At 63.6% G+C, this 13,855-nt stretch carries 10 protein-coding genes; 7 read left to right on the top strand and 3 right to left on the bottom strand.

Annotated features, from left to right (window positions below):
- Position 1: 1 nt before the first annotated feature.
- Positions 2-808: a 2-oxo-hept-4-ene-1,7-dioate hydratase gene (gene hpaH / locus JQ609_RS12410; RefSeq protein WP_212273626.1), complete on the bottom strand. Its 807-nt coding sequence runs from the start codon at positions 806-808 to the stop codon at positions 2-4.
- 134 nt (positions 809-942) lie between these two features.
- On the opposite strand from hpaH, the gene hpaR reads away from it, so the two are divergent.
- The 7 genes from hpaR to JQ609_RS12375 all read left to right on the top strand — a co-directional run bounded on the left by hpaR (position 943) and on the right by JQ609_RS12375 (position 12,105).
- A complete protein-coding gene (gene hpaR / locus JQ609_RS12405; protein WP_212273625.1) occupies positions 943-1,473 on the top strand; it encodes a homoprotocatechuate degradation operon regulator HpaR in 531 nt (176 codons plus the stop codon).
- Positions 1,474-1,685: 212 nt separating this feature from the next.
- On the top strand, positions 1,686-2,771 hold the full coding sequence (locus JQ609_RS12400; protein ID WP_212273624.1) for a malate/lactate/ureidoglycolate dehydrogenase: 1,086 nt from the start codon (positions 1,686-1,688) through the stop codon (positions 2,769-2,771).
- Positions 2,772-2,823: 52 nt separating this feature from the next.
- Positions 2,824-3,603: an HpcH/HpaI aldolase/citrate lyase family protein gene (locus tag JQ609_RS12395; protein WP_212273623.1), complete on the top strand. Its 780-nt coding sequence runs from the start codon at positions 2,824-2,826 to the stop codon at positions 3,601-3,603.
- Between the two features lie 115 nt (positions 3,604-3,718).
- Positions 3,719-5,242, top strand: a complete 1,524-nt coding sequence (locus JQ609_RS12390) for a UxaA family hydrolase (RefSeq protein WP_212273622.1) — start codon at positions 3,719-3,721, stop codon at positions 5,240-5,242.
- A gap of 175 nt (positions 5,243-5,417) precedes the next feature.
- Positions 5,418-8,684 carry a DUF2126 domain-containing protein gene (locus JQ609_RS12385; protein ID WP_212273621.1) on the top strand — a complete coding sequence of 1,089 codons (3,267 nt, stop codon included), beginning with the start codon at positions 5,418-5,420 and terminating at the stop codon, positions 8,682-8,684.
- A 23-nt stretch (positions 8,685-8,707) separates the two neighbouring features.
- A complete protein-coding gene (locus tag JQ609_RS12380; RefSeq protein WP_249127906.1) occupies positions 8,708-11,230 on the top strand; it encodes a circularly permuted type 2 ATP-grasp protein in 2,523 nt (840 codons plus the stop codon).
- Positions 11,227-12,105, top strand: a complete 879-nt coding sequence (locus JQ609_RS12375; protein ID WP_212273620.1) for a transglutaminase family protein — start codon at positions 11,227-11,229, stop codon at positions 12,103-12,105. Before JQ609_RS12380 ends, JQ609_RS12375 begins: the two co-directional genes overlap by 4 nt.
- A gap of 136 nt (positions 12,106-12,241) precedes the next feature.
- Here the strand turns inward: JQ609_RS12375 and JQ609_RS12370 are convergent, their stop codons facing one another.
- Entirely contained in the window at positions 12,242-12,676 is a 435-nt protein-coding gene (locus JQ609_RS12370; RefSeq protein ID WP_212205136.1) for a DUF2721 domain-containing protein, read from the bottom strand.
- 10 nt (positions 12,677-12,686) lie between these two features.
- Positions 12,687-13,808 carry a transporter gene (locus tag JQ609_RS12365; protein ID WP_409411174.1) on the bottom strand — a complete coding sequence of 374 codons (1,122 nt, stop codon included), beginning with the start codon at positions 13,806-13,808 and terminating at the stop codon, positions 12,687-12,689.
- Between the last annotated feature and the right edge of the window lie 47 nt (positions 13,809-13,855).

Below are 13,855 nucleotides of genomic sequence, written 5' to 3'. Positions count from 1 at the left end.
ATCAAGCGAAGTAGCAGCTCACCGAGCCGTAGGGACCATAGTCGGCCTGGATCGTGTCGCCTTTGCGGGTTTCGATCGGTCGGATGAACGATCCCGCCAGCACCACCTGACCAGCCTCCAGCGCCAGGCCATTGGGCGCGATCTTGTTGGCGAGCCAGGCCACGGAGGTGGCGGGATGATTGAGCACGCCGGCGGCAAGGCCGGTTTCTTCCAGCTGGCCGTTGCGAAAACACAGCGCGCCGATCCAGCGCAGATCCGCATCCATCGGGCGGATCGGCCGACCGCCGAGCACGATGCCGGCATTGGCCGCGTTGTCGGCGATGGTGTCGAAGATTTTTCGCGTTGCCTTGGTTTGCGGATCGACCCGCTCGACGCGTGTGTCCAGAATTTCCAGCGCCGGCACCACGAAATCGGTGGCGTTGAGTACATCGAACACGGTGCAGTCAGGGCCCGCAAGCCGGGTCTTCATCACGAACGCCAGTTCGGCCTCGACGCGGGTGGCGATGAAGCGGTCCGATGGTACCAGACCGCCGTCGGCCAAGAACATGTCGTCGAGCAGGATGCCGGAATCCGGCTCGTTGATATTGAGCGCGCTCTGCATCGCCTTCGAGGTCAGGCCGATCTTGTGGCCTTTGACAATGCGGCCCTGCGCGATCTTCATGTCGACCCACGCCTTCTGGATCGTGTAGGCGTCGCCGATCGTGATGCCGGGATGTTCGAGCGAAATCTGCCGGATCTGCGTGCGGGTCTTTTCCGCATGGTCCAGCCGCTCGGCGGCGGCGCGAATCTGGTCGTTGGAAAGGGCCATAGACTCTCAGCAAAAAGATGGTGTCGGGAGATGATTAACATGTTAAGTGAAATTGATCAAACCGAATTAGCGCTTGCTGCACCGCAAAACTTTATTCCCTTTGATCAGCATTACTGATGGCGGACGATTGGCGGATGGCACGGAAGAAGTCGGAGACGGAAACCAGCACGGAAACGGCCGAGTCGACGCGGCGCGCGCCGATGCGCGACTTCTCGCGTTCGTTGCCGATGTCGCTGCTGCGCGCCCGCGAGGCCGTGATGCGTCAGTTCCGCCCGTCCTTGCGCAATCACGGCCTGACCGAACAGCAATGGCGCATCCTGCGCGCGCTCACGACCGTGGATGCCATTGAAGTCACCGAACTGGCGCGCGTCGCGTTTCTGCTGGGACCAAGCCTGTCGCGCATCCTGCGCGACCTCGAAGCGCGGCAGTTGATCGAGCGCCGTACGGCCAAGGCCGATCTGCGCCGCGCCGTAGTGTCGATATCGGCCAAGGGATTGAAACTGATCGAGGCGGTGGCGCCGACCTCGGAAGCGATCTACGCCGAAATCACCAGCCGCTATGGTGCCCGCAAGCTTGCCGAATTGCAGGAGATGCTGGGCGTGCTGGAACGCAGCCTCGTGGCCATGGAAGTGGCAGGCGAGGAAGGCGGCGAGATCGAGGAGTGAGCACAAATTTGCATGATGCTACCGGCGCCACGCATAGCGGGCGGCAAATGATTGCAATCATTGCCGGAGTGCGACTGAGGCCATAGACACGCACGCGATTTTTCGCTCAAAGTGCAGCCAAGCTGGTCGTGAAAACCGGCGCGGGAGCTAGCGGTTTCGTCGCGGGATGATGCGGCTGGACCGAAAGACGAAAAACAGGCTGAACTCCAGACATGGTCACGATCCAAGTCAGCAATTTGATCGATTTCGTTGCCGAGGTTTTTTCCCGCTCGAAATCCTCACCTGAAGAAGCAAGGCGTATCGCGACCTATCTGACCACAGCCAATCTGACCGGCCATGACAGCCATGGCGTGATCCGGGTACCGCTCTACGTCAGCTGGCAGCAAAAGGGTTCGGTGGTTCCCGATCAGATCGCCGAAGTTGTGGTCGATACGCCTTCGCTCGCTGTCATTGACGGCAAGTTCGGCTACGGGCAGACGGTGACGCCGCAAGCCGTGCGGATCGGCATCGAGAAATGCAGGAAGGCGGGGCTGGCCGCGATCGCGCTGCGCAACGCCGGCCATATCGGCCGCGTCGGCGACTGGGCGGAGATGGCTGCGGCCGAAGGCCTGGTCTCGGTGCATTTCGTCAACGCGGCCGGCTCGCTGCTGGTTGCGCCCTATGGCGGCGTCGAGAAGCGGTTGTCTACCGCACCCTATTGCGTCGGCATTCCGCGAAAGGGCCAGGATCCGATCGTGCTCGATTTTGCGACTTCGGTCGTCGCCGAAGGCAAGGTGCTGGTCGCGAGCCGCGGCGGCAAGAAATTGCCTGAGGGTGCATTGGTCGATGCTGACGGCACACTGAGTGAAGATCCGGCGGTGCTGTATGGGCCGCACAGCGCGGAAGGCCCGCGCGATCATACCAAGGGTACCGGCGCGATCCGTGCGTTCGGCGAGCACAAGGGCTCAGGGCTCGCTTTCATCTGCGAACTGCTCGGCGGCGCATTGACCGGCACTGGTGCGACCTCGGCGGACCGGCAATTCGCCAACGGCATGCTCGCGATCTATGTCGACCCCAAAGTGATCGACACCAGCGATTTCTTCGACGGCGAAGTCTCGCGCTATGTCGACTTCATCCGGGCCACCAAGCCGATCTCAGGCGTTGACGCCGTGCTGATCCCCGGCGATCCCGAGAAGAAAATGCGTGCCGACCGCACCAAAAACGGTGTGCCGCTGCCTGATGATACCTGGGCAGCGATCGTCAATACCGCCCGCGAGGTCGGTGTTAGCGAGGTCAGTATCCAGCGGGCCGTGAGCTAGGCTGTTCCGTGAAATCCACCGATTGCAACGATCACAAAAGGAAACGCGATCAATGACTACAAACAACGTCAAGAAAGTCTGGGCTTCGGGCAAGGCCGTCGTCAACGCCTGGCTGGCCATCCCGTCAGGGTTTTCGGCCGAAGTGATCGCGCAATGCGGCTTCGACAGCGTCACCGTGGATATGCAGCACGGTGTGCAGGATTACCTGTCGATGGTGCAGTGTTTCCAGGCGATGAACGGTCACCCGGTGACGCCGATGGTCCGCGTTCCCTGGAACGAGCCGGGCATCATCGGCAAGGTGCTCGATGGCGGCGCCTATGGCGTGATCTGCCCGATGATCAACACGCCGGAGGAAGCGAAGAACCTGGTTCAGTATGCGAAGTATCCGCCAAAGGGCACGCGTTCGAACGGCCCGATCCGCTCCGGCATGTACGGTTCCGCCGGCACCTATCAGCAGACCGCCAATGACGAAATCGTGCTGCTGCCGATGATGGAGACCAAGACCGCGGTCGAGAACATGGAAGCGATCCTCGATGTCGAGGGCATCAACGGCGTCTATATCGGCCCCTCCGATCTCGGCTTCTCCTATGGCCTGGTGCCGAAGCTCGACCGCGAGGAGCCGGAAATCCTCAAGATCTACGAGAAGATCATCAAGGAATGCGGCAAGCGCGGTCTGCACGCCGGCATCCACTGCTCGGGCGCGGAAGGCGCCGTGCGCGCGATCAACATGGGCTTCAAGCTGGTGACGCTGTCGAACGAGAGCGGCCTGATGGCGACCTACGCCAAGATGCAGGTGAACCAGACCCGCAAGGATTCAGCCGGCAAGGCGTAAGACTCGCGAATAGCGAGTAGCGAATGGCGAATAGGGTTTCGAGAGAGTAGCGAGTGGAGTAAAACCATTCGCTACTCGCCACTCGCTATTCGCCAACTTAGCCAGGAGACCTGTCATGGCCCCAGCCCCCGTCATCCGCCTGCACCCCGATGATGGCGTGCTGATTGCACGCTCCAGCCTGCCGGCGGGCATGGTCGTGGCCGACGGCGTCACCACGGTCGAGCGGATTCCCGCCGGCCACAAGGTGGCGATCAAGCCGATCGCGGCCGGCGAGCCGGTGCGGCGCTACGGCCAGATCATCGGCTTTGCGACGATTCCTATCGCGCCGGGCCAGCACGTCCACACCCAGAATTGCGGCATGGGCGATTTCGCCAAGGACTATGCGTTCGGCGTCGACGTCACCCCGACGCCGAATTTCGATCTGCCCGCGACCTTCGACGGCATTCGCCGTTCCGACGGGCGGGTCGCGACCCGCAACTACATCGGCATTCTCACCTCGGTGAATTGCAGCGCGCATGTCGCCGGTATCGTCGCCGACATGTTCAAGAAAAATCCGTTCACCGGCGACAATCCGCTGGCGGATTTTCCAAACGTCGATGGCGTGGTCGCACTCACCCACAAGACCGGCTGCGGCATGACGCAGGACGAACCGCTGGCGCTGCTGCGGCGGACGCTCGGCGGTTACGCACGGCATGCGAATTTTTCGGCCGTCGTGGTGCTCGGCCTCGGCTGCGAGGTCAACCAGATCGGCGGCTTGATGCAGGAGCAGAAGCTCGCGGGCCGTCTGCGCGCGATGGACATCCAGGAAGTCGGCGGCACCCGCAAGACCGTGGAGGCCGGCGTCGCCTTTGTGCGCGAGGCGTTGATCGACGCGAATAAAGTGAAGCGGGAGCCGGTACCGGCGAGCGAACTGACCGTGGCCCTGCAATGTGGCGGCTCCGACGGCTATTCCGGTGTATCCGCCAATCCGGCGCTGGGAGCTGCGAGCGATCTGCTGGTGCGCCATGGCGGCACCGTCATTCTGTCGGAAACGCCGGAGACCTATGGCGCCGAACATCTGCTGACGCGGCGCGCGGTCAGCCGCGAGGTCGGCGAGAAACTCGTCGGCCTGATGCGCTGGTGGGATGAATACACGGCGCGGGAAGGCGCCGAGATGAACGCCAATCCGAGTCCCGGCAACAAGGCCGGCGGCCTCACGACCATTCTGGAAAAGTCACTGGGCGCGATGGCCAAGGCCGGCACCACCAATCTGGTCGACGTGCTGAACTACGCCGAGCCCGTCACCAAGAAGGGTTTTGTGTTCATGGATACGCCCGGCTACGACCCGGTCGCGGCGACCGGGCAGGTGGCTGGTGGTGCCAATCTGGTCTGCTTCACCACCGGCCGCGGCAGCGTGTTCGGCTGCAAGCCCGCGCCCTCGATCAAGCTTGCGACCAACACGCCGATGTACACCCGCATGGAAGAGGACATGGACGTCAATTGCGGCACCATCCTCGACGGCCAGGAAACCGTGCAGGAATGCGGCCAGCGCATCTTCGAGCTGATGCTGAAAACCGCATCGGGCCAGCCGACCAAGAGCGAGAGCTTTGATTTCGGCGGCGCCGAGTTCGCGCCGTGGGTGATTGGCGCGACGATGTAGTGGGCGAATCGTGAGTGGCGAGTAGCGAATAGGGGGCTGCGGAACTACCGAACTTCTATTCGCCACTCGCTACTCGCCATTCGCCCTTACTTCAGGCACCCCGTGCCCGTTGTTAGTGCTTGATGTCGACCGGAACCAGTGTTCTGCTTAAAAAAGCTGCTGGAGTAGCCCGTCCGTGTCGATCTTCGTCGCACTGCATCACGTTACGCACTACAAATACGACCGACCGATCGACATCGGGCCTCAAACCGTACGCCTGCGGCCGGCGCCGCACACGCGCACGCCGGTGCTGAGCTATTCGCTCAAGGTCACGCCCTCAAATCACTTCGTGAACTGGCAGCAGGATCCGCAAGGCAACTGGCTGGCGCGATTCGTTTTTCCGGAGAAGGCGAGCGAGCTGAAGATCGAGGTCGATTTCTCGACGCAGATGACCGTGGTCAATCCATTCGACTTCTTCGTCGAACCCTACGCCACCAGTTTTCCGTTTCAATATACCGACGATCTCAAGACCGAGTTGGCGCCATATCTGGCGACCTCGGACGAGGGGCCGCTGTTTGCCGCCTATCTGAAGGACATCCCGCGTGAGGCCGACAGCACGGTCAATTTCCTGGTCGACCTCAACGCGCAGCTGCAGAAGAAAATCGGTTACGTCATCCGGATGGAGCCGGGCATCCAGACGCCGGAGGAGACGCTGGCCGCCGGCTCCGGCTCCTGCCGCGACTCCGCCTGGCTCCTGATCCAGATCTTCAGGCATCTCGGACTCGCCGCGCGTTTCGTCTCCGGCTATCTCATTCAACTCCGCCCCGACATCGATCCGGTCGAAGGCCCGCGCGAGGTCGAAAGCGATTTCACCGACCTGCATGCCTGGGCCGAGGTCTATCTGCCGGGGGCAGGGTGGATCGGCTTCGACGTCACCTCGGGCATGCTGACGGGCGAGGGGCACATCCCCGTCGCCGCCACGCCGCATTACCGCTCGGCGGCGCCGATCTCGGGCACCGCAGGATTCGCCAACACCGAATTCGGCTTCGAGATGAGCGTCAAGCGCATCCGCGAGGCGCCGCGGATCACGCGGCCGTTCTCGGACGAATCCTGGTCGCGTCTCGACAGGTTAGGCGAAGCCGTCGACGCCGATCTGAAAATGGATGACGTGCGGCTGACGATGGGCGGCGAGCCGACGTTCGTGTCCGTCGACGATCTGGAATCGCCGGAGTGGAATATCGCCGCGGTCGGTCCGACCAAGCGCACGCTCGCTGACGATCTCATTCGCAAATTACGCGTGCGTTTTGCGCCCGGCGGCCTGCTGCATTACGGGCAGGGCAAATGGTATCCGGGCGAGAGCCTGCCGCGCTGGGCGTTCGGGCTCTATTGGCGCAAGGATGGCGTGCCGATCTGGAAGAACGCCGAACTGATCGCGAACATCGAAAATCCGCGCAAGGCCGAAATCGCCGACGCCGAGCATTTTGCCGAAGGCGTCGCACAAAAGCTCGGACTCACAACCGACTACGTGCTGCCCGCGTTCGAGGACACCGCGCATTGGCTGCAGAAGGAAGCGGCGCTGCCGGCCAATGTCGATCCGACCGACTCCAAATTGGCTGATCCGGAAGAACGCGCGCGGATGGCGCGGGTGTTCGATTCCGGCCTCAACAAGCCAAAGGGTTATGTGCTGCCGATCCAGCGCTGGCGAGCGGAGGAAAAGCATGCCGGCCGCTGGCGCAGCGAACGCTGGAAAGTCCGGCGCGGCCATCTGTTCCTGTTTCCGGGCGATTCACCACTTGGCCTGCGGCTGCCGATATCGTCGCTGGAATACGTCCCGCCGGAAGAATTCCCCTACATCATCGAACAAGATCCGATGGAGCCGCGCGACGAACTGTCGGTCTCCGACGATGCGGCGGCGGACAAGGCGGGCAAGGAAACCAAAAAGCCCGACCCCGTGCGCACGGCGATGTCGATCGAAATCCGCGACGGCATCCTGTGCGCCTTCATGCCGCCGGTCGAGAAGGTCGATGATTATCTGGAACTGGTGACGGCAATCGAGGCGACCGCCGAAGAGCTGAAATTGCAGGTCCATGTCGAGGGCTATTCGCCGCCATACGATCCGCGCGTCGAAGTCATCAAGGTGACGCCCGATCCCGGCGTGATCGAAATCAACATCCAGCCGGCGCAGAGCTGGCGCGAGGCGGTCGACATCACCTTCGGCCTTTACGAGGACGCCGCGAAAACGCGCCTCGGCGCCAACCGTTTCCTGGTCGACGGCCGCCACACCGGCACCGGCGGCGGCAACCACGTCGTGGTCGGCGGCTCTACGCCGCAGGACTCGCCGTTCCTGCGCCGGCCCGATCTCTTGAAGAGTCTCGTGCTGTACTGGCAGCGCCATCCGTCGCTGTCCTACCTATTCTCGGGCATGTTCATCGGCCCGACCAGCCAGGCGCCGCGCATCGACGAAGCGCGGCATGACGGCCTCTATGAACTTGAAATCGCGCTGGCCCATGTGCCGCCGCCGGGCATCGAGGCGCCGCTATGGCTGGTCGATCGCCTGTTCCGGCACATCCTGGTCGACATAACAGGCAATACCCATCGCGCCGAAATCTGCATCGACAAGCTCTATTCGCCTGATGGCCCGACCGGCCGTCTCGGGCTCGTCGAGTTCCGCGCGCTGGAAATGCCGCCCGATCCGCGGATGTCGCTGGCGCAGCAACTCCTGATCCGGGCGCTGATCGCAAAAATGTGGCGCGAGCCGCAGCAAGGCCAATTCGTGCGCTGGGGCACCGCGCTGCATGATCGCTTCATGCTGCCGCATTTCCTCTGGGAAGATTTCTTGGGGGTGCTCGAAGAACTCAAGCTGTCCGGCTACGATTTTTCGCCGGAATGGTATTCGGCCCAGCTCGAGTTTCGTTTCCCGGTGTTTGGCCGGGTCCATCACGGCGGCGTATCGCTGGAGCTGCGTCAGGCGCTGGAGCCGTGGCACGTGCTCGGCGAGGAGGGCTCGGCCGGCGGCACCGTGCGTTATGTCGATTCGTCGGTGGAGCGGTTGCAGGTCAAGGCGTCGGGCTTTGTCGAAGGCCGCCACGTCGTCACCTGCAATGGCCGGCGGATGCCGATGACAGCCACCGGCCGCGCCAGTGAGGCGGTCGCTGGCGTCCGTTTCAAGGCCTGGCAGCCGGCATCCGGGCTGCATCCGACCATTCCGGTCCACGCCCCGCTGACATTTGATTTAATTGATACCTGGAACGGCCGCTCGCTCGGCGGCTGCGTCTATCATGTCGCCCATCCCGGCGGCCGCAGCTATGACACCAAGCCGGTCAATTCCTATGAGGCCGAGGCGCGGCGGCTGGCCCGGTTTCAGGATCACGGCCACACCCCGGGCAAGGTCGATCTGCCGCCCGAGGAACGCACAATAGAATTTCCTTTGACGCTCGACTTGAGGACGCCGCTCCGGCACTAAAGGCGCTGAGATCGGAGAGTCGGATGGCGGGGCACGCCGGCAGTCAGGATAGCAAGACCCGTCCGGGCCAGCGCCGGATGGCGCAATGGACCCGTGACTACGCCCGGCTGCCGGGTATTCCGGATGAATATATCGGCCAGGACGGTGCGCCCCGGCCAGCTTGGGCGCGGTTTTTCGATGCCTTTGCCGCGCTTTCGCCCGCCGACATCGAGCGCCGGTTCGCCTCCGCGGATCGCCATCTGCGGGAGGCCGGCGTCACCTATCGCGCGCCCGGCGAGACCGCTGACCGGCTCTGGCCGCTGAGCCATCTGCCGCTGATCATCGACGAGACCGACTGGCGGCAACTGACCACGGGCATCGCCCAGCGCGCGCAGTTGCTCGAAATGATCCTGCGCGACCTCTATGGCGAGGGCCGGCTGGTCGCTGATGGCTCCGTGCCCGCGGCGGCGATTGCCGGCAGCAACGAATATCTGCGCGCGGTCTGCGGCGTCAAACCGCCGGGCGGACGCTACCTGCATCTCTACGCCGCCGATGTCGGCCGCGGCCCCGATGGCCGCTGGTGGGTGCTCAGCGACCGGACGCAGGCGCCGTCGGGCGCCGGCTACGCGCTGGAAAACCGCCTGGTGCTGTCGCGCGCCTTCTCCAATCTCTACAAGTCGATGAATGTCGAACGCGTCGCGCCGTTCTTCGAGGCGTTCCGCGACGCGCTGCGCGCGAGCGCTGACCGCGACGAGCCGCGCATCGGATTGCTGACGCCGGGCGCCTTCAACGAAACCTATTTTGAGCATGCGACGATCGCGCGCTATCTCGGCTTCCTGCTGGTCGAGGGCGATGATCTCGCCGTCAGCGGCGACCGCATCCATATCCGCACCGTCGCCGGCCTGAAGCGGCTCGATGTGCTGCTGCGCCGGGTCGATTCCAATTTCCTCGATCCGCTGGAGCTCGATGCGTCCTCGCATCTTGGCGTGCCCGGCCTGATCGACGTGCTGCGCAAGAGCGGCGTCGTGGTCGCCAACATGCCCGGCTCCGGCGTGCTGGAGGCGCGGGCGCTGCTCGGCTTCCTGCCCAATCTGTGCCGCCGCCTGCTCAGCGAGGATTTGCTGATGCCGCACATCGCGACCTGGTGGTGCGGCCAGAAATCGGCGCGCGAGGAAGTGCTGTCGCGGCTCGACGATTTTGCGATCGAGGGCGCCTATGGCCGTGCCGTGCCGGGATTTCCGGGCAGCGGACCCGTGCTTGCGGGCGAGTTGTCTCCGCCCGAGCGCGAGCGGCTCAGGTCTGCGATTTCCGACCGCGGCATCGACTTTGTCGGCCAGGAGCTGGTGCGGCTGTCGACGACGCCCACCTGGGAGAACGGCCGGATCACGCCGCGTCCGTTCGTACTCCGGGTGTTTGCCGCCGCCACCCCGAACGGCTGGACCATTCTGCCGGGCGGCTTCTGCCGGATCGCCGATCAGCCCGACGCCCGTGCGGTGTCGATGGGCGACGGGGCGCGCGCGGCCGACGTCTGGGTGGTGTCCGACAAACCAATAGCGGCTTCGACGCTGTTGCCGGCGGCCGACACGGTGCGGATCAGGCGCATCGCCGGCGTGGTGCCCAGCCGTGCCGCAGACAATCTGTTCTGGCTCGGCCGCTATCTCGAACGCGCCGAGGCGACGCTGCGGCTGATCCGCGCGCTCGGCACGCCGACGCGCGATTCCGGCAAGGGCGCACCGAGCGGGGCATCGACCGCGCTGCATTCGGTCGAGCGCATCCAGCGGCTTCTGGTGACCTGGGGGGCGACCTCGCAGGCGAGCCGGGCCAATTCCGCCAAGGTCGCCGCCGAGGCGCTGCAAAGTGCGGAAAAATTCGGCTCGGCACTGTCGCTGCTGCGATCGGCGCAGCGCACCGCGACCTCGCTGCGGGAGCGGCTTTCGCCCGACGCCTGGCAGGTCATCACCGAGATGGTGGAACGCCTCTCTGTGGAAGCCGACGATGATGACGGCATCGTCAGCGCCGCCGAGTTGTCCTTGCAGGAGCTCGCGAGCTTTGCCGGGCTCGCACAGGAGAACATGAACCGCGCCGCCGGCTGGCGCTTCCTCGAGATGGGCCGCCGCGCCGAGCGCGCCATCAACACCGCGCGGTTTGCCCGACAGTTCGCCTATGACGAGGCCGGCGACGAGGACCTCGACGTTTTGCTGACGCTGGTGGATTGCCAGATCACCTACCGTTCGCGCTATCTGGTCGGGCCGGCGCTGGCGCCGGTGCGCGATCTGGCGGTGCTCGACCCCTACAATCCGCGCTCGGTAGCGTTTCAGGTGGCGGCGCTCAACGAGCACATTGCGAGCCTTCCGAGCCTCAAGGAGCATGGCTTGATCGAGCGGCCGCAGCGTCTGGCCGTGGCGCTGCAGGCGATGCTGACGACCGCGGAGGCCGCAGCGCTGGATGTCAAAGCCCTGTTCGCGCTGGAGCAGGACCTGCTCAATCTCGCCGACGCCATCGGCCAGCATTACTTCCCGCACGGACCCAATGCGAGCCGGCCGGAGAAGCTGACGGGCCTCGCGTGATCTACGACATCCGTCACGTCACGACCTATAGCTATGAGAGCCCGGTGAGTTTTGCGCGCTGCTCGCTGCGGCTCGAGCCGCGCAGCGGCGACGGGCAGCAACTGGTCTCGCATTCCGTCGAGATCCGCCCCAAGCCGGCGGAGCGCACGATACGGCGGGATTTTTTCGGAACCCATACCGAGAGCGTGCTGATCGAAACCGCGCATCGCAGCTTGCGGATAGATTCCAGGTCGCGGGTGCAGGTCGCGCGCCAGGCGCTCGCCCGCACCGCGCCGAGCCCGTCATGGGAGAGCGTGCGCGACGTCGCCTTCGAGGCCTCAAGCCTCGGTCCAGCCTCGCCGGTCGGCTACGTCTTTGCAAGTTCGCTGGTGCCGGTGCTCGGGCCGGTCACCGCATACGCCGCGGCGAGCTTCCCGCAAGGGCAGGGCATTCTCGTTAGTGCCGTCGACCTGATGCACCGCATCCGCCACCAGTTCAAATACGATCCGAAAGCCACCGTGATCTCGACGCCGCTGCGCGAAGTGTTCGAGAAACGCCACGGCGTCTGCCAGGACTTTGCCCATGTGATGATCGCGGGCCTGCGCGGCCTCGGGCTGCCGGCCGCCTATGTCAGCGGCTATTTGCGCACCTACCCGCCGGCGGGCAAGCCGCGCCTGCAGGGCGCCGACGCCACCCACGCCTGGGTGTCGGTGTGGTGCGGCAGTGAGATCGGCTGGATCGGGTTCGATCCGACCAACGACCTCCTGGTCGAGAACGACCACATCATCCTGGCGGTCGGGCGCGACTTCTCCGACGTCTCGCCGGTCGATGGCATCATCGTGGGCTCGCGCAAGCAGAAGCTCGCGGTGGCCGTGGACGTGGTGCCGGTGGAGTAATCAGTACCGTTCCAGGTGAGCGCCGGTCGCCCGACTCAAAATGTTGAAATCAACCCCATGCACAGCACCGGTATCTTATACCCTAAACTAAGCTGCTGTTTTCTAATGCCTTTGACCGAGTTAGGTATAGGTCAAATCAGCCGTAATGGTCAAACTCGTTCGGCGCAATCCGAACCTCTCGCGCGAAATCCGTCAGAGACACGATGAAGGCTGAAACAGAAATGACGAAGAGGATGGCGACGCCTCGTTCGTGCCGGATCTCAAAGAATGCACTTACGAAGCCCACGATGATGACGATGCCTATCGAAATGCTTCCCATGATGGCCCAGAAGATCGCACGATTGATCATGGCGGCACGCCGAACAAGGCGGGGCAAGTCTGCCTTGAGCCGGCTTCTCGCTTGGTCCTGATCAGAAATCTGGTTCAGGTAGATCGACCTATCGATGATCCTGTTCAGGCGAGATATCAGCAGGGCGATGAAGGCCGCCAGTGCGCCAAGAAGAAACGCGGGTGCGGCCGCCTGGGAAATGACGTGAGAGAGCTGACTGATTGATGGCGTGTCCGGCAACATTGGCTGGCCGCTATTTCGCTAGCCGCCTGGTTGGCGTCACCGTGCTGGTTGGCGCCATCGGCGAGATTGAGAAGGTCAACCATGTATTCCAGCCGGCCGGGCGATTCTCGGCAGCGAACTCACCGTAACCTTTCAGGTTCAGATATCCCTGCATGTCTCCCACAGGGAACAGGAAGCCGACCTGCGGACCGATGCCTAGCACACGGGACCGAAAGCCTCCCAGGGCGGGATGCTGGCCGAAGTCATCGGTAATCTGCTGATAAGCATAGCCAACGAGGCCAACGAAGGCCTGCTTCGACAGAAACTGCGAGGCTCCCCAATCCACGTGGAAGTCGATGCCGTTCTGGTATTGCGTATCCGGATTCTTGAAATTGTAGGTGAGGCCCGCGACGGCGGAAAACTCGTGACCGGCCTGCGGATTGAAGTATGTGTAGCCGCCGCCGCCGTCGATGGCAGCATGACCGATGCCGAGATTGGCGAGCCGGGTCGAACTGTAAGCGCCAACGGGAATATCTCCTGTGACATAGGTCATGAAATTGTGGACGCCTGCGTTCCACTTGAGCGTCGCCTGCGGGTAGAGATCGCCGACCGATGTGACGGAGTCGCCGAAACTGCCCGCACGCGTTACCCCGAACGGGCCAACGGCCGCCGTCAGCATTCCGGCAAGACCGGCGCTCGATCGCCCGAACAGTCCCGTTACACCGATGGCGAGTTGCCCGCCCAGCACCGGCGTTGCGAAGGTGTAAGTGGGATTGAGCAGGACGAGATCCCCCCGCCCATTCAGACGCAAGTTCAGATCGACGTTTACTGTTGCGGGAATTCTGCCGACGTGAACTTCTCTCGCGGCGGCCGCAGTACCAAATGCAGTTACGCTGGTGTGATAGTAGACTGCCGCCATCGACCAGCCGGGAACCTGAGGTGTCGCAGCAAGGCTGCTGAAGCGGCCAGGAAGCCAGTAGGACACGCCGCCCTCATCGGCGCGGACGGTGGTAGCGGGCACCAACAGCGCCGCAATCGCCGAGGCAATGGCCGCATTCTTGAACGCGGGACGGAGAGATGACCTTACCTCGCTTCGTCCAACGCGGTGTCTTCCTCTTCCAAGGTCAAGCCCCCACATGATAGCCCCCCGCATGTTTTGAGAGTACCGCGCCTTAAGCCCTACTCCGAACGGTCGGCCTC

Source organism: Bradyrhizobium sp. AUGA SZCCT0169 (genome assembly GCF_018130085.1).
Taxonomy (GTDB): Bacteria; Pseudomonadota; Alphaproteobacteria; order Rhizobiales; family Xanthobacteraceae; genus Bradyrhizobium.
The sequence above is the reverse complement of the archived record's forward strand: the minus strand, read 5'-3'. Positions and strand labels throughout refer to the sequence as shown.

Excerpts from the sequence above, each read along its gene's own strand:
- JQ609_RS12390 (WP_212273622.1), top strand. The coding sequence starts at position 3,719 with ATGGCCCCAGCCCCCGTCATCCGCCTGCACCCCGATGATGGCGTGCTG.
- JQ609_RS12395 (WP_212273623.1), top strand. The coding sequence starts at position 2,824 with ATGACTACAAACAACGTCAAGAAAGTCTGGGCTTCGGGCAAGGCCGTC.
- JQ609_RS12380 (WP_249127906.1), top strand. The coding sequence starts at position 8,708 with ATGGCGGGGCACGCCGGCAGTCAGGATAGCAAGACCCGTCCGGGCCAG.
- JQ609_RS12365 (WP_409411174.1), bottom strand. The coding sequence starts at position 13,808 with ATGCGGGGGGCTATCATGTGGGGGCTTGACCTTGGAAGAGGAAGACAC.
- JQ609_RS12400 (WP_212273624.1), top strand. The coding sequence starts at position 1,686 with ATGGTCACGATCCAAGTCAGCAATTTGATCGATTTCGTTGCCGAGGTT.
- JQ609_RS12370 (WP_212205136.1), bottom strand. The coding sequence starts at position 12,676 with ATGTTGCCGGACACGCCATCAATCAGTCAGCTCTCTCACGTCATTTCC.
- hpaH (WP_212273626.1), bottom strand. The coding sequence starts at position 808 with ATGGCCCTTTCCAACGACCAGATTCGCGCCGCCGCCGAGCGGCTGGAC.
- hpaR (WP_212273625.1), top strand. The coding sequence starts at position 943 with ATGGCACGGAAGAAGTCGGAGACGGAAACCAGCACGGAAACGGCCGAG.